This is a genomic window from Rhodococcus sp. A14 (genome assembly GCF_011603105.1).
GTDB classification, from domain to species: Bacteria; Actinomycetota; Actinomycetes; order Mycobacteriales; family Mycobacteriaceae; genus Rhodococcus_F; species Rhodococcus_F opacus.
This window is the reverse complement of the sequence record NZ_JAAOQS010000062.1, coordinates 17,012-35,647: the sequence shown is the minus strand read 5'-3', so window position 1 is coordinate 35,647 and position 18,636 is coordinate 17,012. Positions and strand designations below refer to the sequence as shown.

Genomic DNA, 18,636 nt, shown 5'->3' with positions numbered 1-18,636 from the left:
CAGGGTGCTGCTTGCCTATATCTCTTCGTCCGCGGGCCCGTCCCCGGACTTCACAGCGGTGCGGTGATCGGCGCCTCAGGGGCGTGCGTGACGGTGGTGCGCCCGGTCTCGAGGTACTCGGTGAGGGCCTGGTCGACGACGGCGTTGCCACCCTGGATCCCCGCACCGTGATCTCCTCCCTCGACGGTGACGAGGTGCGCCGCCATGTCGTGGGCGAGCTGAACTCCGCCCTGATAAGGGGTCTGCGGGTCGCGCATTCCCTGCAGGACGAGCGGGGCCGTCGCCAGTCCCCGATTGCTCAACGTCGGCAGCGCGGCAACGGGCGGCGCACCGGCACATTCGGGCCCGGCGCTGTAGCTGTACCCGATGAGGTCGAAGAGATCTCCGGTGACGAAGGTGGAGAAGAGCCAACCCGGAATGCGGTCCGGCCGAGCGGCGACATTGTTCTCGTTGCACAGGACCAGTGACTGCATCACCTGGGCCTGGGCGATCCGCTCGTACTCTTGCTCCGTCAGGTCGTCCATCGCGGTGCCGTCGGGAATCGCGTCTCGCCCGTCCCGGATCACCCGGGCCATGAGCGGCCAGCTGTTGCGGGCGGGAAGCACCTGCCGCGTCATCACGTAGATGCTGGACGACATCTGGGTGTGCGACGGGTCGGCGAGGCGACGGACGAAGGCCTCGAACTGAACGCGTGCCGGTCCGGTGAGATCGACCCCACCGCGGTAGGCATCGGCAACGGCTTCCAGGCCCGGCGGTACGTCACCGATCTGGGCGGGCGGCGGCGCGAGCGTCGGGTTACCGCCGGCTTCCTCGACGATCCGGTCCGACCACCGCTGATACACCTTCAATGGCGTGTCACCGAGCCCATACGTGTCGTCGTGGGCGGCGATCCAGTCCATGAGGTCGTAGAAGCGATCCTTGTAGCCGTCGTTCTGCTGCCACAACACGTCGTTCCACAGCCACTTCTGGTCCACCGCGGAATCGAGGACCATGCGACCAGTGTGCTGAGGGAATAGCGTCGCGTAGGTGGATCCGAGGATCGTGCCGTACGAGAGGCCGTAGATGTCGATCACGTCCTCGCCGAGTGCGAGCCTGACCTGCTCCCAGTCCTTCGCGGTGTACTCGGTCGTCAGGTGCGCCGTGGTGCCCGGCGCAGCGGACTCGCATGCCGTACGCGTCGCGGCACCGCCGAAGCCGAGGCTCATCGCCATCGTTTGTTCAGGGGCCAGCACGCACTCGACGGCGCCTGCGTACGGAAGCCCGCGCGGTTGGACACCGATCACGTCCCACTGTGCGCGGACCGCATCGGGCAGGATCTCGACGAACATGCTGTTCGAGCCGATCGCGTCTCCGCCGGGCCCGCCGGGATTGGTGAACAGCACGCCGCGGCGCGAGCCGGGATCCTCGGCGCGGTGTCGGGTGACGAGAACGTCGATCGTGCCGGCGGCGGGGTCCGCGTAGTTGCGGGGAACAGTGACCGACGCGCACTGATCGGACGCCGGATCCAGCTCGTATTCGGCCGGGCAGGGCCCCCAGCGAAGATCGGCACCCGGTGCCGGCTGCGCGGCGGCGGGCGGTACCGTCCCCAGGGCGACCGTGGCGGTGAGGCCGACGACGAGGGCGACACATCGAGTGCGCCATGAGGACCGCGCGCCCGCGCGCCGCCTCGAGTCCAAGTGCCCATCGATCCCCGGCATACGTCGCGATCCCCCTCGTAAGTCCCGTGTCGTGACGATAGTGGCGGCGCACGCTATCGCTCAGCAGCCAGTGTCTCAGACGCACCATCGCGACGATCGGCAACCCGGAATCGCAAGATGTCGGCACGAAATGTCCGGGTGCACACGCCTTTGCGGCGCAACGTCATCGTGCAGCAACGCGCATCACTCCCGCCAAGCCGCGCCCGGCGTACGGTATTGGCGTGCGCTACGAGGTAGTCGAGTCCGATACCGCGACCGCGTTGGGCAGCGGTGACGTTCCCGTGCTCGCGACCCCACGGCTGATTGCCTGGATGGAGGCGGCCACCGTCGCATGCGCTGCATCGTTCATCGGTGCGGGTCAGACGACCGTCGGGACCGCTGTCCGAATCGAGCACCGCGGCCCGACACCGGTCGGTGCCAGCATCGAGATCGCCGTCGAGCCACCAGCCGCCGCAGTCGGCCACCGTCTCACCTTCACCGTGCGGGCGACCGACAGCTCGGGGAAGGTTGTCGCGTCGGGCGAGATCGACCGGGCGATCGTCGACCGGGACCGGTTCCTCGAGGCGGCGTCATGGGCCTGAACACTGATCGCCAGTCACGACCAGCCCGATCCCCTAGCCCTGGTGGCGGGCACCGTTGCGTTCCTGCCACCACTACGGCGCATCGACGAAGTCGTTACCCCACTCGACCGGAGCGGTCACAGCCTTCGCGGCCGAGCACGCCGTTCACTCGTCGCTGAAGAGTGAACGATGGATCTCGGCGGATGTTTGCGTGGGTGAATCGTCGGTGCGCGGCGCGTCGGTGACGGGCTCCTGGGTCCTGTGGGTCAGTGTTCGCTGCGCAGAGAAGAGCGGGAGTTCGGTTTTGTCATGATCGATGGTCATTCTGTTCCTTGATTCAGGTGTATGTGGCGCGGCCGGTTGGGGTGATGGCGACCGGGTAGATCATTGTCGATATGTGGCGAGGTCCGCATGATGTCGTAGGCGGCTCTTTCGGCTCGCCATCAGGCGTGGTGTCAGCATCGAATCCGAGACGGCGCGCCCGCCCCGGGAGATGGTCGCGCGGTGCGGATCTGCGCGGCGCCTCGGCGTGCCTGTAGCCATTGGCATCCATGGACGCTCCTTGCATCGGCCGCGAACCGGCCGGCATTCTTTCGAATCGGGATGGCCTGAGCCGACTCGCTCGACGCGGCAACCATTCCGGTGTACCAAGCCTATACCCCGATGCCATCCGACCGCTGAACAGTGAACGATCTCACTGCGCGGCAGACGCGAACAAGCGACCTGTGCTGAGGCGGCGCCACCCCCCACCTCGCGACTCGAGGTCCACCCCCGGGCACCCATCGCAAGCGATACTGGAATGCCCGACCCTTCGAGGAGACGTGAACATGAGCCTGTACGCAGTTGTGGACCCCGCCACCGGAAAAACGGTGCGCGAATATCCGACCGCGACCGACGAGCAGATGCAGGCGGCGTTGTCCGCGGCGGAGAAGGCGCACCGTGAGTGGTCGCGCGGCTCGACGGTGGTTGAGCGCGCCGGACTGCTCAGCAAGGTCGCCGAGTTACACACCGAACGCCGCGACGAGCTGGCCAAGATCATCCAGCGGGAGATGGGCAAGCCGCTGGACCAGTCGTTGGGGGAAGTCGACTTCAGCGCCGCGATCTACCAGTACTACGCCGACAACGCCGAGAAGTTCCTGGCCGACGAGCCGATCGACCTGGTCGAGGGTGCGGGTACCGCGTTGATTCGCCGCAACTCGATCGGTGTGCTGATCGGTATCATGCCGTGGAACTACCCCTACTACCAGGTCGCCCGGTTCGCGGGTCCGAATCTGGCACTGGGCAACACTATCGTGCTCAAACACGCACCGCAGTGTCCGGAATCGGCGGCGGCACTTCACCAGATCTTCACCGACGCCGGATATCCGGAGGGCGCCTACGTCAACGTCTACGCCACCAACGAGCAGATCGCCGACGCGATCGCCGACCCGCGGGTCCAGGGCGTGTCATTGACCGGGTCCGAGCGTGCGGGCGCAGCGGTCGCCGAGATCGCCGGCCGCAACCTCAAGAAGGTGGTACTGGAACTCGGCGGTTCCGATCCGTTCATCGTGCTCAGTTCCGATGACCTCGACGCCACCGTAAAAGCGGCAGTAGAAGGTCGTTTCGAGAACACCGGGCAGGCGTGCAACGCCGCGAAGCGATTCATCATCGCCGAGGACCTCTACGACGACTTCGTCGGCAGATTCACCGCGGAGGTGCTCGCCACCGCAGACGAACTCGCGCCGCTGTCGTCGCTCGCCGCCGCCGACCGACTGTCCGAGCAGGTGCAGCAGGCGATCGCCGAGGGCGCCACGCTGGTGTCGGAGGGCGAACGGAAGGGCGCCTTCTTCCCACCGGCCGTGCTGACGAATGTGTCACGGGATTCACGCACCTACCGGGAGGAACTGTTCGGGCCGGTAGCGACTGTCTACAAGGTGCGTTCCGAGGACGAGGCCGTCGAGCTGGCGAACGACACCCCGTTCGGTCTCGGCTCGTATGTCTTCACCACCGACCCTGATCAGGCCTACCGCGTCGCCGACTCACTGGAGGCCGGCATGGTGTTCGTCAATGCCGTTGGCGCCGAGGGAGTTGAGCTGCCGTTCGGCGGCGTGAAGCGCTCCGGTTTCGGTCGTGAACTCGGCAAATACGGAATCGACGAATTCGTGAACAAGAAACTCATCCGCGTCAGCTGAACCATCGACTCCGGAATTCAGCGCCCTCGGCGTGCAGTTCGATATCGGGGCCTTGACCGGATGCCCATCCGGCGACAGAAGCGGGGACCGCATCCATCGGATGCGGTCCCCACGTAGCACTGGTCAGACAGAGCGCACGTTCGTGGCCTGCGGGCCCTTCTGCCCCTGGCCGACCTCGAACTCCACGCGCTGGTTCTCATCGAGCGACTTGAAACCGCTGCCCGAGATTTCCGAGTAATGCACGAAAACGTCCGGAGTTCCGTCGTCGGGTGCGATGAAACCGAAGCCCTTCTCACCGTTGAACCACTTCACAATGCCCTGTGCCATGCCGATACTCCCTCGATCTCGATCCGGACCCTCACATCGAGGTTCCGATCTCGATGACTTGATCCTGCCATCTCGATGTCGACACGAAGACCGCGCACCGGATTTGCATGCATCGGCGATGACTTTGTGGTGGCGTACCGATGGCGCCGTTGTCCCGTCAGCTCAAACTTTTGCGTCCCACGAGATGGAAGACGCGGCTGAGTTGGCGGTAGGGGTCTCGTCGGCTGGCCTCGAGTTCGACTGCTGCCGCCGCCTCCACCTGCTGTGAATCGCTCGGGTCCAACCCCGCTCCACTGAAATCGAGCCAGTCGACGAACATCCACACCCCGTACCATCGCACTGGCTCCACGCCGCGGCTCTGCACGACTTCGCTGAGTTCCTCCACCGTATGGGCACGAGTCGGCACTCCCAGCACCCCGATCTCGCCCCTCGCGTCAAACGATGCCAGAGCGTCGTCCCACCGTTGTTCCAAGGCCGGTCGCACTGCCATCGCATTGGCGTTGCCCGTCATGATCGAGACGACGCCACCCGCGGCAGCGCACCTGCACAGCTGGTCGACCAACGGCTCCGGATGCTCCAGGTACCCGAGCACGCCATGACACAACACGGCGGCAAAGCGTTGACCATTCACCGCCTCATCGGCGTTCTCGCCGTCGGCCTCCACGAGCGTCACCCGTCGCTGGACCTCTCCAGGCAGCCGCTGGAGCCGCTGTCGAGCCTTGTCCAGCATCGCCGACGACGGGTCGAGCAACGTCACGTCGTAACCGGCTTGGGCCAGCGGGAACGATTGATGGCCCGCGCCTCCGCCGACATCGAGCACAGGGGCTGGAGGGGCCGGCAAATGCTCCAGCAGCTGCTGGTGCAGCACATAGGTTCGCACGCGCCCCTTCACCGAGGCATACGCCTCGTCGGCAAACTGGTCGGCCAAACCGGCCCAGGTGTCATCGTCGCCCACCACCCCAAGATAGTGCCGCGAAGTCCTCGACGATCGGCAGGACGTCAGCGGGGAGTCTTTCCAGAGAATCTGCACGATCCGAACGATTCCCTTTCCGTCTCCGTTCGGTGACAGTGTTCACATCGATCCGACCACGCGTGTCGCCGCGCCGTCGCCCCGGTACCGAGCCGACACCGAAACATCCGTCGGTCACCGACTTACTCATTCGAGTCCGTCACCGATGCACAAAACGCAGTGAGCGGCGGGCTTCTTTACAACTCGGTGGACCGTGGCGATTCCCCGGTCGGACAGCCTGGCCAGATACACCACCGACCCCCGCAACAACCGGGCTGATCGTGTATTCACCCCTGGCGCAGGGTCTGCTGACGGACAAGTACCTGGAGTCGATTCCCGAGCGCGCACGAGCACAGCACAGCACGTTCCTGACGGCTGATGTGATCGACGAAACGTACCCGGCAGCGCACCGCCGAGCTCAACAAGATTGCCGAGGCCCGTGGCCAGTCACTTGCACAGCTCGCGTTGCAGTGGGTACTGCGGCGGCAGGAGGTCACCTCGGCGCTGATCGGAGCCAGTTCGACCGAGCAGCTCGACCACGATATCGCGGCCCTGAACTTCCCGCCGCTCACCGACGAAGAACTCGCCCTCATCGAGGAACACGGCGTGCACGGAACCGGACTCAGGCTCTGACCGACGTGAAGATTCCGGTGTGCTTCGTCCGCCGGGGATTAGTTGTGTGACAGAGCCACCAGCCGATGACAACCAGTCACCCGCTCGCGCCGACAGCGCGGGCGGGTGACTGTCACCGTTTGCGCAAACCTGTTGCGGGAAGCGCAAGTAGCGCTCCCCGGCTCATTCGCGCAGTAACGGCAGCAGCTGGTTGCCCTGACGCTCGATCTCCGGCACATACGGGGTGTCGGAGAGCACGAAGTGGGTGATGCCGAGGTCCTGGTACTTGCAGCGACTTCGCGACGTCCTCCGGGGAGCCGACGAGCCAGGTGGTGCCCGCGCCGCCGCCACCGACCTTCCCGGGTGCGGTGTACAGGTTGTCGTCGAGCACGTCGCCGCGGGTCGCCAGGTCGAGGAGTCGCTGCTGTCCCACGGCGGTCTGGCGATGCGGATTCTGTGGAGGCGCACCCTGATTCTTCGCCATCTCCGCTACCTTCGCCTCTGCCTCGGCCCAGGCCTGCTCGGTCGTGTCCCGGACGAAGGTGGTGATCCGCAGGCCGAACTCGAGCGGCGCATGCGCTCGGCCGAGTTCCTCGCTCAATGACCGCAACCGTTCGATCCGCTCCTGCACCCCCGCGAGCGGCTCACCCCAGAAGAGCTGAACGTCGGCCTCGGTCGCCGCAACACGCTCGGCGGCCTCGGACGCTCCACCGAAATAGAGTTTCGGGTGGGTCCGATCTCCCCGTGGTGAGATCCGGGGCAGCACTGTGGAATCGGTGACCTGGAAGTGCTCACCCCGGTAGGTGACGTTCTCCTCCGTCCACAGCTTGCGGACGAGCTGGAGGAACTCCTTGGTGCGGGCGTAACGGTGGGCCTGGTCGCTCTCGTGTTCGCCGTAAGCTCCGAGGTTGCCTTTCCCGGACACGATGTTGATCCGGACCCGGCCTCCGCCGTCGCTACTCTCGACCATCTGACCGGCGTCGTTTTGTCGGGTACCACGACTACGGAACGGTATCCCCGAGCGGCGGCGACCAACGTCAACCCGACTCCGGTGTTGCCCGATGTGCCTTCCACGACGGTGCCTCCGGGCAGGAGCTCCCCGGATTCCTCGGCCGCGTGGATCATGGCCAGGGCGGCGCGATCCTTCACACTTCCGCCGGGGTTGAGGAACTCGAGCTTGGCATACACCGTCGCGGAGATACTTCCGGTTACCCGGTTCAACCGGACGAGGGGTGTGTTGCCGATGGCGTCGGTGATCGAGTCGTAGACTCCGAGGCTCGCAGCGTCGACTGTGGGGGGATCGAAGATGGTCATGCGTCTGCCTTTCGAGGCCGCCCGGGTGTCACCCGGTCAGCATCACAAGAGCAGTCGTCGAACAACAGGATTCGCGTCACGCCGATCAGATCTTCAGTGGCTCACCACGAACGGCGCAGCGCGTTCACCCCGAAATCCTGGAGATCCGAATTGTTCTCGTGTGTTGCCGAATGCGCTGTAATTCGGGGCGACCGAGAGCGAAGGGGGTAGTCGAAAGATGTCGACACCGGTTATGACACTGCATCCTCACGACACCGAGTTGTGGCAGTGGCGATTGGCTGCGCGTTGCCATGAAGCGGACGCGGAGATCTTCTTCCCGGCGGACGCCGAACGAAGAAACGCCCGCTCCGAGCGCGAAGATCTCGCCAAGGAGTTCTGCCGCGGCTGCCCGGAGATCGAGGAATGCCTCGAGTATGCCCTCAACACCGGCCAACAGCACGGCGTCTGGGGTGCGACGACACCGGGCGAACGGCTCGCACGACTGGGCCGGTGAGCGAACGCCCGCGCCGGGCATTCTCACGCGAGCGGCTCGGCTCGACCGTCCTGCCGGATCCGTCAGCCGGGTTATATTCGCGGCGAGTAGATTTCGTGGTCCTGATCGGGTAGCCAGGTGCGTTCGAATCTCGCAGTCGTAGGAGAGGCCGCGGTTGCCCGCGTGCTACGCGGGGCGCCTCAGGTCGTCTCGGTCTCGGCGGCCAGGGGTCGGAGAGCTTCAACCCGGGTACCCACGACGTGTCGGCGGGCCAGTCCTTCTGCTCCGTCGGCGTCGCGAGCTCGGAGCGCCTGGTACAGCTGCTCGTGCTCGACATGGCCGCCGACGGCGGCTTGGTCGACGTGATCGGAGGGATCGACCCGGCCGGATTCGACCACACCCCCGGTGGAACAGGAGGAGGCCCCGCCGACTCGACACGGTCTTCGGGATCGCCGAAAGACACGGATTGCCGATCGACATCCACGACACCGGCGAGACGGGTACCGCGACTCTCACCGACATCGCCGAGCGAACCAGAGCCGCCTGGCTTACACGGCCGGGTCACGGCCAGCCACGCCTTCGCCGTAGCTGAGTTGTCCTGCCAAGCCGTGGATTCGGCAGCGGACCTGCTGGCGGAGGCGGACATCGCACTGACGACGGCCGCGCTGTCGGCAACAACGGTCTTGCCCTTCCGGCGCCTGGCGCAGCGAGGTGTCCGGGTCGGGCTCGGGTCGGATGGCGTTCGCAACAACTGGAGCCCATTCGGTAACGCGGACATGCTCCACCGCGCATGGCTGCTCGGCCGGGCACTCGACGCAAGCCTCGACGAGGATCTCGAGCCGTGTTTCGAGCTCGCCGCCGACGGCGGTGCTGCCGTCATGGGGCTACCGCGGGTCGACCTGCAACCGGGTTCACCCGCCGACTTCATGTTGCGGGACGGAGAATGCGTGCCGGCAGATCGTCGTCGACTCCCCCGTCGGGACACGGTGGTGCGGGCCGGACGGGTCGTCGCCCGCGACGGCCGGCTCCTCTGAGTCGTCCACGAGGATTGGTGTCGGTCAGGACCGCAGAGGCGCTTGCAGCAGGGTCCGGTCGTCGCCCGGGGCGCTCACCCCGAGCATCGTCGCATCCGACATCGGCAGCCCCACCGCCAACTGCATCGACATCGTCTTGTCGCCGCCGGCGATGAAACTGCCGGCATTCATGCGACTTCCGTCGGAGCGTTGGAGCCAGACGTTGTAGGTGCGGCCCTGCGGGAGTCCGGCGACGTCCAGGCTGATTCCGGTTCCCCACGCCCGGTTCTCCACCCGCGCGGAGGCGTCCACACCTGCGGCGAGCACCGTGAACGCCACCGGCTGCCCGGGCGGGGCAGTCGAGGTGCCCCCGCGCAGGAAGAACCCGCCGGTCACCAGGCCGACGGCGATCACGACGGCCGCGGCGGCGACTACGATCCGGTGGTACCGCTTCCGTCCGCGTTCGCGGTCTACGGCCCCGAAGATCGCGTCGGGCAGCGTCGACGACGGCCGGGGCGCAGGTTCGGTGAGCCGGTCCGGGTCCGCCGCAGACAGGGCGGCCGCGACCGGCGTCAGCAGACGCAACTCGGTGCGGCAGTCCGGGCAGCCGTCGAGGTGGGCGCGAAGGGTGATCGTCTCGCGGTCGTCGAGGCGACCGAGCGCGTACATCCCCAACATGGTGCGCATCTGCTGGCAGCGGTCAGTGGTCACCATGCCACCCCATTTCTTCGAGTACGAGCCGGAGAGCTTTCAGCGCGTAGTACACACGACTGCGGACGGTGCCCACGGGAATGCCGAGCTGTGCGGCCACCTCGGCGGCGGGCCGGTCACGCAGGTGAATCTCGACCAGGACGCAGCGGTGCTGATCGGACAGCCGCCGCAGCGCCTCCTCCATCTCGAGCCCCACCAGCAGTTGTTCGAGGGGACGCTCGGGTGCGGGCAGCTCGGGTGGTGCAGCGTCGGCCAGCTCGGGTCGGGCGGCACGAGCCCGGATCGCGTCGATCACCACGTTGCGGCAGATCGCATACAGCCAGGTCCGGAGCGTAGCGCGTCGCGGGTCGAACCGGTCCGCGCGCCGCCACGCCCGAAGAAACGTCTCCTGTACCGCCTCCTCCGCGCGACCCCGGTCTCCGAGGGAGCGGTAGGCGAGGGCGAACAGTTCCCTCCCGTGTTCGTCGTAGGCGGCCCGCAACACCGTTTCGTCATCCAAACCACCCTCGGACTGGTCCCCGCGTGTGCGCACGATACGAAGCCGCACCACTCACCTCCCGAAACACCGGATACGGCGTCGGCTCACCCGACACCCACCGAGGAGTACGGGCGCGGGCGGCGCGGCGTTCATCTCGAATCCTGCCACTCCGGTGCGCGGAGGCGGCTCCGGCAGGTGAACGCGGATCGCCGACCATCCGTACTCCCCAGCGCCGAACGATCCGGCACACGGGAACGAACGAATGGAGACCTCCGAAGATGCTGAAGAAATCGATCCTTGCGGCGGCCGGCGCCGGCACCGCGATCGCGCTGATGTCGGCGTGCGGCACCGCCACTGACGACGCCCAGACTCAGCCGTCGGCGACCCCGGCTGCCGCCGGGCAGGTGGAGCTCGGCACCCGGGAGACCGCCGTCGGCACGGTGCTCACCGACGGAGACGGTTTGGCGCTCTACCGATTCGATGAGGACACCCCCGGCTCCATCCGGTGCACCGGCCCCTGCGCCGAGATCTGGCCGCCCTCGCTCGGAGCACCCCGGCCCGACGCCACCCTCGCCGCCCGCACGGGTGCCACGACGCGGCCGGACGGAACCGTCCAAAACACCTACGACAGCCACCCGCTCTACCGGTTCGCGAAAGACACCGCCCCCGGGCAGACGCGCGGCGACGGCATCAAGGGAACCTGGCACGTGGTGACGGTCGACTCCGCCCATGGATGACGCCACCGCACCCCCAGTTGGGGCGCCACGCCCGGCGGTCAGTCGGCGCAGTGCGCTGCTCGGCCTGGCCGCGGTCGGCGCGATCGCGGCAGTGGACGTCGGCGGGTTCGTCTGTGCGGCGGGGACTCTGGACACCGACGCTTTGACCCCGGCACGGCTGACCGACCGGTTAGAGGAGGTCGCCGGGCACCACGACGGGTTCCGGCGCAATCACGCCAAAGGAGTCGGCGCGACTGGATACTTCACCGCCACCGGCGCCGGGTCCGCGGTCTCCACGGCCAGCGTTTTCCGGGTCGGCCGGATCCCGGTGACCGGCCGGTTCTCACTCTCGGGCGGGAATCCGTCCACTCCGGACGCCGACGCCACGGTCCGCGGGCTGGGGTTGGCGTTCGACCTCCCCGATGGCGAGCAGTGGCGCGCCGCGATGGTCAACACCCCAGTGTTCCCCGACCGGACACCAGACGGCTTCTACGAGCGGTTGCTCGCATCGAAAACGGACTCGGCCACCGGCAAGCCCGATCCGGATCGCATGGCGGCGTTTCTCTCCCGCCATCCCGAGACCGCGGCGGCGATGAACCTCATCCGACAGCATCCACCGACCTCCGGGTTCGACGACAGCACCTTCTATGGTCTCAACGCCTTCCACTGCACCAACGACACCGGGGTCACGGTTCCGGTGCGATGGGCACTGGTCCCTGAGCAACCGGCCCGCTCCCCCGGCCTGCCGCCGCTGCCGGGGCGCGATTACCTCTTCGACACACTCACCGCGGCAGTCTCGCGTGGGCCGTTGCGGTGGCGGATGTTGCTCACGATCGGTCAACCCGGCGATCGGACCGACGACGCTACCCGGCCGTGGCCGCCGACCCGGCAGGTCCTCGACGTCGGCACCGTGACCATCGACGAGGTCCAGACCGAAGCGCCGCACACCGCGCGGGACCTCAACTTCGACCCGCTCATCCTCCCAACGGGCATTGCGCCCTCGGACGATCTCCTGCTCAGCGCCCGGTCCGCGGTCTACACCGAATCGTTCACCCGCCGGTCCGGGGAGCCCACAACACCGGCCCTCGTCGATGTGGATGGGGTGCGCGATGACCGCTGACCCGACCGACCGCCCGCTCCGGTTCGCGCCGACCGTCCGGTTGCTGCATTGGGCGATGGCGGTCATGGTGATCGCACAACTGCTCGTCGGCGCCGTCATGGTGACGACCCTCGACCACTACCATCTGCTGCGCTCGGTGCACGTCCCGTTGGGCGCCGCGATCCTCGCCCTGGTGATCGTCCGAATCGGCAATCGGCTGGTGTGCCGCACGCCCGCACCACCCGCCACCATGAGACCAGTCGAGCGCCGGGTCGCAACCGCGTCGGAGTACCTGCTCTATGCGCTGCTTGTGATCCAGCCACTCACCGGGTGGGCCATGCTCTCGGCCGGCGGCTACCCGATCATCCTCTACCAGCATCTGCACTTGCCCCCGCTGCTTGCGCCCGATCCCAGCGTCTACGGGTTGTTGAGACAAGCTCACACCTCATTCGCCTACCTGCTGTTCTTCACCTTCACCGCACACATGTCCGCCGTCCTCTTTCATGTGCTGGTCCTGAACGACAGGCTCCTCGACCGGATGGCACCGTGGCGCACTCGCCGAGAGTCCTCGCCTACCGCGTCCCGACCGGCACGTGCGAGGATCGTCGATGATATTGCAGCAGAGCAGGATCGAGAATAGTAATGCCCGCAGCATCGAGGCCGAGACCGGCGTGCGACTCGTGCCGGTAGCGCAATGGAGCACCAGTTTGGCAAGTCGATGAGCGGGGAACATGCCCCAGACAGGGGTTCGGCCGGGAATGCTCTCACATTCTCGGCCGGATCTCTGCTTCTCGAGTGTTTCACCGTTGCCGATTACTCTCTCGATCCGCAACTACCAATGTACGCGCGGATAGCGGTCCACCGCAATGCCTCGCCTCTGCGGTTCATCGCTGCGAGCTGGGCAGTGGGCTACTTGACCGCCGTCAGGTACGTCGATCGCTTCGAGAGATCGACAAGTTCTTCGGGGAGGTCCCGAACCGGCCGCCCGTAGGCAGCCGCGAGCTCGAGCGAATTGGACCGCCGCACCGACCAGCCGTGCCCGGTCAACCACTGCACCGGATCGGCCCGCTCGTCACCGTAGAACAGCTCGGAGATGTCGATGTCGCCGAACGGATTATTGGCGAAATACTTCGCTCTGATGGCATCGAAGCGTTGCAGGTCGGTTCCCGCCGCGAAGTTGTCCACGGCAAGGTGGCTGCCGGGGCTGGACAGTTGGTCGATCCGCTCGAACAGCGCGTCGTGCGCCGCCCCCGGGAGGTACGCCAGCAGTCCCTCCACCGACCAGGCGGTCGGCTTACCAGGGTCGAAGCCTGCAGCGTGGAGCGCGGCAGGCCAGTCGTCTCGCAGATCGACGGCCACCGGGCGACGATCTGCCTTCGCTCTGGCCCCATGATCGGCGAGGACCTCCTCCTTGAATTCCAGCACCTGCGTTTGGTCGACCTCGAAGACCGTCGTGCCGGTCGGCCAGTCCAAGCGATACGCCCGTGCGTCCAACCCGGCCGCGAGGATCACCGCCTGCGACACGCCCGCGCTCGTAGCGGTCGAGAAGAACTCGTCGAAGAATTTGGTCCGACTACCCATGAAACCCGAGACCGGCATGTCCCCGAGTGACGACGGGTCGGCCAACAGCCCGGTGAAATGCGGTTCACCCGCCGCTTCGACGAACCACCGCGCGAAGTCGTCCTGGATCAACGCGTCGGGGCGAACTGTCTCCAACGCCCGGAAGGTCGCCACTCCCAACGCGGTCAGGCCCACGCTACTGACGATGTCCCAACTGTCTCCATCCGTTCGCATCGCTGAAGCACCCTCCCGAACTCGTCGCAGAACCGGAGCCGACGATCGAGCAGGGCAGAGCGGAGCGGCGACGAGGCCAGAGAAGTTCGGCGAGGCCTCACCGAAATCCGGGCCCAGCGTGATCGACCGAACCCGCGCAATTCTACGCTCGGGGCCATCGCAATCAGCCGGAGCCGATTCGCCGACCAGCACCCGCTTTGTCCCATCCTCGGACAAGACCGACGCGACCAGGCCGAGTGGCACAGGACCGAACATGTGGTGTACAACATAGTCGGCCACGATGTGAACCAGATCACAACCGTGACCGTGAGGCACACATATCGGTAACCGACGAAAGCAGGACACATGGCGACAACCTCGATTGCCCCGACGACTCCCACCGGACGGCAGACGCCCCGGCACAGCGGCACGATGAGCACCGCGGAGATCAAGTCGAGGATCGAGGCCATGTTCGCCGACGACCGCAGGCCCACCCGCCCCGCGGTCACGAACTGACGAAATCGCCCCGACGAGGGAATCGGATGGAACACCGCGTGACGTGTCCGTCCGCTCCCCCGCCGCGCGTCGCACTCGAAACCGTTGCAGCACAAGCAGAGACGCCCCGCATCTCGGGATGACAACCGGCAGGTTACGGATAAACGATGTCCAACAGTGCGCCGACAGTCTCGCGGATCAATTGAACCGCTCGATCGAAATCGACGACTGTGGTCTCGAGCCGCTCACGTTGACCGAGCAGCATGGTGATCTCGACGAGCTGCGACGATCCGGAATGCAATCCGGCTGCTGCAGGGGTCCGGACCCGGCGCCTTATGAAGCCCAGTCCGCAGGACAGGGGAAGAAACGAGAGTTTTCGAGCACTTCGGCATCGATCTCATCGAATCCATCAGGTAAGTTCACACGCCCGAGGCGCATCGCCAGGACCTGGACGAGACTCTGTCCCCCGGCCAGGACCTTGCCGTCGCCGCCCGCGGACTCCAGAGTCTTGACGGCCTCGGCGATGCTGGAGGGACGGCTGTAGGAATGGTGCAGCCTTCATGGGTGCATCCTCACTTTCCCACGAATTTCGGCACACGGTTCTCGGCTCGGGCGAGCTGCCTCTCAGCGAAGTCCGGCCTGGTCCAGCACTGATCGAACTCGGCATCGAGCCGGTCGTCCCAGCTGTCGGGTTCGGTCAGCGCCTGCACCGCACGCTTGGAATACATCAGCGAGTGCGGTGCAAAGGAGGCGATCTCCGCCCCATCACCGCGGCACAGAACGCCCCCTGGCGGGCCCGATTCCGGTGCCCGGCCGGCTGCCCGGCACCGGCATCCCGACCCGACCCGACGAGACCGCGGCTCACACACCCGCACCGGTGTGCTCTGGAGCAGTCCGGTCACCGGCCGGACTCACCCCGCTGCTGCGCCGATCGCGGTCGCCGGAGGCGTGCGGATGGCGCACTTATCGGTCTGCGGCGACCATGTGCAGTCGTTTCGGCGCGCTGAGCGGACTAACCCGGATGGACTGACGATCCGGTGACGGGAACGTCGGTGCGGGCAGCCCGGATCCGCATCATGGCGGAGTGCCGGGTGGTCGGGATGAACCCCGGCAGCAGGAACCCCCACATCTCGTCGACCCGCTGCTCGAGATCCACGCGATGAGTCAGGACCTGGGACACGGTCTGGACTCCGGTGAACGCGCCGATGACGAACCGCGCGAACGTCGGTGGGTCGATGGTGTCGACAAGGTCGCCCTCGTCGACCGCACGGGCCGCCAACGCTTGACAGGCGGCGATCCAATCCAAGTAGGGGCCCGCGGGGCCACGGTCGTCGGCGCTGAGCTCGAGGGTGATGCGGATCCCGGCCCGCACGATCGGGTCCTACACGATCTGCCGGGCCATCTCGTGGCAGAGCATCACGATCTGCTCGGTCGCCGACGCCTCCTGCGCGGCGATGGCGTGCACCGCGGCGATGGAGATCTGGTGTTGCTCGGCGATGATGTGCCGGGCCAAGTCCTTCTTGGACCGCAGGTGAAAGTACAACGCCCCCTTCGTCATGCCCGCCGCCTCCAGGATCTCGGCGAGACTGGCGCCCTCGAACCCGGACTCATTTCCGCTGCCCCGCGGACGATCTGCGCCCGGGTCACCGCCGCCCGTTGCTGTTGCACCATGTACCGCACCTTCCGTGCCCTTCGCGGCTGCAGGCCGGTGACTTTCGATCGCACCGGCGCAGCCTGCGCGAAGCTACCACCGGGCACCGGTGCGCCTCACCGGGAAAGCCCGCGTCCACCTGCACAGCCGCCGATACCCGCTCACACGAAAAACAGACCACCGTGCCGCTTCTTCGGTGGGCTCCCCCCGGTCAGCTCCAGCGCCGTGGCGGCTCGGGTGTGTCGCTATCGGCGGTCACGGTACTGCTCGGCGATCTCGTCGGCGTCCCGTGCCAGCCAGGTCAGCTCCCCCACCGATCCATCCCCGAGCAAGAGCAGATCCGCCCATCGGCACTGCGGCCCGCGGACGCACACCGACGCCAACCCGGAATCCGACAACGTCTGCCACAGCTGCTCACCCACCAGCGACCCCATGCCCCCCAATTCGACCGCAACACATCGCACTGACCCGAGGAACAGACCGGCCAGTCCGACCTCGAACACCCGCACCCACCACCGGGCGCTGTGCACCACACGCCGCCGATCTCTCTGCGCCCGGGCGGGTGGAGTTCGGGAGGATCGGTACCAGGCGAGTCGATCGGTCCGCCGCCGAATCGGCTCTGCCAGAACCAACGCCCGCACTCGAATGCGCGATATTTAGCGCCCCTGGAACGGGAATGCCACCGGGGGCTACCGGGTTCGTTCTGGTCAGGGTGCCCCGGTCGAGGGGACGCTATCGAGACGCGCCTTCGATGCTCGTCCGGCGGTGAACTCCCTCGCTAGGAGAGAAGGACAACTTCGGCCTGATCCTCTGATCCCCAACGCCCACAGCCGATCGTGTCTCGTCCTCGTGACGCACCGTGGTCCGGGTATCTCCGCGTCGGCGCTAGGCTGTCCGAGGGCTCTCATCGTCGGGCTTGCCCGGGATCAGGACTGTGAATGGGCAGGGACGGAAACGGGATGCCGCTAGCGTTGTTTCGCACCCACTGGCGCTGTTGATGACCTTCTGCTCTACAACAGTCGCTCCTGCACATGAGACGCTCGAAGCTACCGGGACCGGCGTCGCGCTCGCTCCACGACCCGATGTCATCCCATTTCGGTCGAAAGTTGACGCATACAAGAGACGTCAGATCATCTCCACGGCGGACCGACTTCCTCGGTACCCATCCGGGAATCGTTCAGCATGTCCGAAAAACAAGAGCCGTATCGAGGCGATGTTCGCCGATCGGGAGGAGCCGGAGAACCAGCAGGACCGATCACGTTGATCGGGCGCGGTGCGGGTACCCGCACAGGACCGGTGAACAGCTGTTCTCGATGGGTGCCGATCTGACCGGTGCACACTGTGTTTCATTCATCAACCACACCAAGGACCCTGAAAATGTCTACTCGAATTGCCGCCGCGCTCTCCGCGGTTGCCATCACCCTGTCCCTCGGCGCCCTCACCGCGCCCACAGCTTCGGCCGCACCGGCAGTACCCGCCGCGACTCCCGCCGCCGGGTCGGTGACGATCTGCTTCGGTGTACCGCTGGGATCGGCCAGCCTCAATTGGTGCTTCTGACAAAGCCATACTGCGTGTGACCGATGTTGCACGCCGCGGCTGCGACGCCGGGATCCTGACCTTCTCGGACGCCGGGATCCTGACCTTCTCGGAGTTGAACTCATTCGCTGTGAGCACATCCGGTGCCCTGAGTTTTCAGCGCCGCCGGTCGCTGCGGTCGTCCCGCCGATCGTCTCGCCGATCGGCGCGGCGTCGGACTCCATGTGCCACCACCGCCGCCGTGGCGACCGTGGTGGCGGTACGCGCGACCGGGGCGGGTCCGATCACCGCTGCTCGGCGCAAACGTCTGGCTGCTAAAGGCATGTCAGGCACCAACTTCCTCGTCTGTTTCGATTGCGGCCAGCAGGGCCTGCACCGGGATGCGCCCACTTGCCACGAGTTGTCCACCGGCGCGGCGTGTGGCCGACGCGAACGGTGCGGCCCACGTGTTCTCCCATACCAGCACGGCCGCTGTACTTCCGGGGTCGATCGCCGCAGCGACCGCGTCGACGTCGTCCTCGCTGAGGAGCATCGCCAACTCGGTCTCGTAGGACCGCAACTCGCCGATCTCACTGTCGTCGAGGTCGGTTAGCTCATACGCTTCGAGTGACCCGTCCATGTCCTTCCTCAGAAGTAGAAGATCCAGGACACGGACTATTCCGCGTTCGACGAGGTCACCGAGTGCGGGTGCGATTTCCCCGTTGAACTTGCCGCCGGGGAACTCCACCACGATCCAGTCGACTGGACCGAGCTCGTCAATTTCTTCGGTCATGTTCGCCACATCCTCCTCATGTTGTCGATTCTTGTGGGGTGCCATGTGTGAGCAGGGCAGGCCGGGCCACCAGTTCCACCAGGAACAGCGCCACCACGGTGACCATCACGACCAGGCCTGACGGGTACCTCCAGAACACGAGAGTCATCGTGGCGATGGCTTCACGCGCGTGTGCGGCACGACCACGAGCGGGTGCTTGGCCACACCCGACCCCTCGGACGTGTGTGGTG

General features: G+C 66.4%; 21 protein-coding genes and 5 pseudogenes. 10 read left to right on the top strand and 16 right to left on the bottom strand.

Annotated features, from left to right (window positions below; all coding sequences use genetic code 11):
* Positions 1-50: 50 nt before the first annotated feature.
* The gene (locus tag G9373_RS27550) at positions 51-1,697 is read right to left on the bottom strand and encodes an alpha/beta fold hydrolase (protein ID WP_005575324.1); all 1,647 of its coding nucleotides are present in this window, start codon (positions 1,695-1,697) and stop codon (positions 51-53) included.
* Between the two features lie 221 nt (positions 1,698-1,918).
* Here G9373_RS27550 and G9373_RS27545 point away from each other — a divergent pair, with 221 nt between their 5' ends.
* Positions 1,919-2,278, top strand: a complete 360-nt coding sequence (locus tag G9373_RS27545) for a hypothetical protein (protein WP_005575325.1) — start codon at positions 1,919-1,921, stop codon at positions 2,276-2,278.
* A gap of 144 nt (positions 2,279-2,422) precedes the next feature.
* Here the strand turns inward: G9373_RS27545 and G9373_RS27540 are convergent, their stop codons facing one another.
* Positions 2,423-2,581: a hypothetical protein gene (locus tag G9373_RS27540; RefSeq protein ID WP_164709533.1), complete on the bottom strand. Its 159-nt coding sequence runs from the start codon at positions 2,579-2,581 to the stop codon at positions 2,423-2,425.
* 503 nt (positions 2,582-3,084) lie between these two features.
* Here G9373_RS27540 and G9373_RS27535 point away from each other — a divergent pair.
* Positions 3,085-4,428 carry an NAD-dependent succinate-semialdehyde dehydrogenase gene (locus tag G9373_RS27535; RefSeq protein ID WP_167117774.1) on the top strand — a complete coding sequence of 448 codons (1,344 nt, stop codon included), beginning with the start codon at positions 3,085-3,087 and terminating at the stop codon, positions 4,426-4,428.
* Between the two features lie 123 nt (positions 4,429-4,551).
* On the opposite strand, the gene G9373_RS27530 is transcribed toward G9373_RS27535, so the two are convergent.
* Both G9373_RS27530 and G9373_RS27525 read right to left on the bottom strand, forming a co-directional pair.
* The gene (locus G9373_RS27530; protein ID WP_005242781.1) at positions 4,552-4,755 is read right to left on the bottom strand and encodes a cold-shock protein; all 204 of its coding nucleotides are present in this window, start codon (positions 4,753-4,755) and stop codon (positions 4,552-4,554) included.
* 157 nt (positions 4,756-4,912) lie between these two features.
* Positions 4,913-5,785 (bottom strand): methyltransferase, encoded by an 873-nt coding sequence (locus G9373_RS27525; RefSeq protein ID WP_259465744.1) that lies wholly within the window; start codon positions 5,783-5,785, stop codon positions 4,913-4,915.
* Positions 5,786-6,036: 251 nt separating this feature from the next.
* Between G9373_RS27525 and G9373_RS27520 the strand changes: the two are divergent.
* A pseudogene (locus tag G9373_RS27520) lies at positions 6,037-6,397 on the top strand (aldo/keto reductase); the annotation flags it as partial.
* 162 nt (positions 6,398-6,559) lie between these two features.
* Here the strand turns inward: G9373_RS27520 and G9373_RS27515 are convergent.
* Positions 6,560-7,325, bottom strand: a pseudogene (locus G9373_RS27515) (LLM class flavin-dependent oxidoreductase); the annotation flags it as partial.
* Between the two features lie 29 nt (positions 7,326-7,354).
* Positions 7,355-7,690, bottom strand: a pseudogene (locus tag G9373_RS27510) (pyridoxal-phosphate dependent enzyme); the annotation flags it as partial.
* Between the two features lie 217 nt (positions 7,691-7,907).
* Between G9373_RS27510 and G9373_RS27505 the strand changes: the two are divergent.
* On the top strand, positions 7,908-8,183 hold the full coding sequence (locus G9373_RS27505; RefSeq protein ID WP_043794386.1) for a WhiB family transcriptional regulator: 276 nt from the start codon (positions 7,908-7,910) through the stop codon (positions 8,181-8,183).
* A 179-nt stretch (positions 8,184-8,362) separates the two neighbouring features.
* Here G9373_RS27505 and G9373_RS48265 read toward each other — a convergent pair whose 3' ends face one another.
* Positions 8,363-8,560 carry an FCD domain-containing protein gene (locus G9373_RS48265; RefSeq protein WP_005575342.1) on the bottom strand — a complete coding sequence of 66 codons (198 nt, stop codon included), beginning with the start codon at positions 8,558-8,560 and terminating at the stop codon, positions 8,363-8,365.
* On the opposite strand from G9373_RS48265, the gene G9373_RS27495 reads away from it, so the two are divergent.
* On the top strand, positions 8,498-9,196 hold the full coding sequence (locus G9373_RS27495; protein ID WP_240960761.1) for an amidohydrolase family protein: 699 nt from the start codon (positions 8,498-8,500) through the stop codon (positions 9,194-9,196). The genes G9373_RS48265 and G9373_RS27495 overlap by 63 nt on opposite strands.
* A gap of 24 nt (positions 9,197-9,220) precedes the next feature.
* On the opposite strand, the gene G9373_RS27490 is transcribed toward G9373_RS27495, so the two are convergent.
* On the bottom strand, positions 9,221-9,889 hold the full coding sequence (locus G9373_RS27490) for an anti-sigma factor (RefSeq protein WP_005575345.1): 669 nt from the start codon (positions 9,887-9,889) through the stop codon (positions 9,221-9,223).
* The gene (locus G9373_RS27485; RefSeq protein WP_169695577.1) at positions 9,876-10,433 is read right to left on the bottom strand and encodes a sigma-70 family RNA polymerase sigma factor; all 558 of its coding nucleotides are present in this window, start codon (positions 10,431-10,433) and stop codon (positions 9,876-9,878) included. The genes G9373_RS27490 and G9373_RS27485 overlap by 14 nt, the downstream gene beginning before the upstream one ends.
* A gap of 209 nt (positions 10,434-10,642) precedes the next feature.
* On the opposite strand from G9373_RS27485, the gene G9373_RS27480 reads away from it, so the two are divergent.
* Genes G9373_RS27480 through G9373_RS27470 form a run of 3 tightly spaced genes read left to right on the top strand, consistent with a single transcriptional unit; the run spans position 10,643 to position 12,819 of the window.
* Complete coding sequence (locus G9373_RS27480) at positions 10,643-11,101, top strand: hypothetical protein (protein ID WP_120661054.1); 459 nt, start codon at positions 10,643-10,645, stop codon at positions 11,099-11,101.
* Complete coding sequence (locus G9373_RS27475) at positions 11,094-12,200, top strand: catalase family peroxidase (RefSeq protein ID WP_167117771.1); 1,107 nt, start codon at positions 11,094-11,096, stop codon at positions 12,198-12,200. Before G9373_RS27480 ends, G9373_RS27475 begins: the two co-directional genes overlap by 8 nt.
* Positions 12,190-12,819: a cytochrome b gene (locus G9373_RS27470; protein WP_167117768.1), complete on the top strand. Its 630-nt coding sequence runs from the start codon at positions 12,190-12,192 to the stop codon at positions 12,817-12,819. Before G9373_RS27475 ends, G9373_RS27470 begins: the two co-directional genes overlap by 11 nt.
* A gap of 269 nt (positions 12,820-13,088) precedes the next feature.
* On the opposite strand, the gene G9373_RS27465 is transcribed toward G9373_RS27470, so the two are convergent.
* Entirely contained in the window at positions 13,089-13,973 is an 885-nt protein-coding gene (locus G9373_RS27465) for a class I SAM-dependent methyltransferase (protein ID WP_054246522.1), read from the bottom strand.
* Positions 13,974-14,318: 345 nt separating this feature from the next.
* Between G9373_RS27465 and G9373_RS27460 the strand changes: the two genes are divergently transcribed.
* Entirely contained in the window at positions 14,319-14,468 is a 150-nt protein-coding gene (locus G9373_RS27460) for a hypothetical protein (protein WP_164709532.1), read from the top strand.
* A 408-nt stretch (positions 14,469-14,876) separates the two neighbouring features.
* On the opposite strand, the pseudogene G9373_RS46715 reads toward G9373_RS27460, so the two are convergent.
* From G9373_RS46715 to G9373_RS27445, 4 genes and pseudogenes are all read right to left on the bottom strand, one after another.
* Positions 14,877-15,009 (bottom strand): annotated as a pseudogene (locus tag G9373_RS46715) (xanthine dehydrogenase family protein subunit M); the annotation flags it as partial.
* 10 nt (positions 15,010-15,019) lie between these two features.
* Positions 15,020-15,175: a hypothetical protein gene (locus tag G9373_RS27455; RefSeq protein ID WP_005568823.1), complete on the bottom strand. Its 156-nt coding sequence runs from the start codon at positions 15,173-15,175 to the stop codon at positions 15,020-15,022.
* A gap of 284 nt (positions 15,176-15,459) precedes the next feature.
* A pseudogene (locus G9373_RS27450) lies at positions 15,460-16,118 on the bottom strand (ScbR family autoregulator-binding transcription factor).
* Between the two features lie 225 nt (positions 16,119-16,343).
* A complete protein-coding gene (locus tag G9373_RS27445; protein WP_246859945.1) occupies positions 16,344-16,631 on the bottom strand; it encodes a hypothetical protein in 288 nt (95 codons plus the stop codon).
* Between the two features lie 844 nt (positions 16,632-17,475).
* Between G9373_RS27445 and G9373_RS27440 the strand changes: the two genes are divergently transcribed.
* Entirely contained in the window at positions 17,476-17,655 is a 180-nt protein-coding gene (locus tag G9373_RS27440; protein WP_155756154.1) for a hypothetical protein, read from the top strand.
* Positions 17,656-17,959: 304 nt separating this feature from the next.
* On the opposite strand, the gene G9373_RS27435 is transcribed toward G9373_RS27440, so the two are convergent.
* Positions 17,960-18,406, bottom strand: coding sequence for a DUF6325 family protein (locus G9373_RS27435; protein WP_133984042.1), 447 nt, complete (start codon positions 18,404-18,406; stop codon positions 17,960-17,962).
* 16 nt (positions 18,407-18,422) lie between these two features.
* Positions 18,423-18,545: a hypothetical protein gene (locus G9373_RS47775; RefSeq protein ID WP_257237486.1), complete on the bottom strand. Its 123-nt coding sequence runs from the start codon at positions 18,543-18,545 to the stop codon at positions 18,423-18,425.
* Positions 18,546-18,636 lie beyond the last annotated feature (91 nt).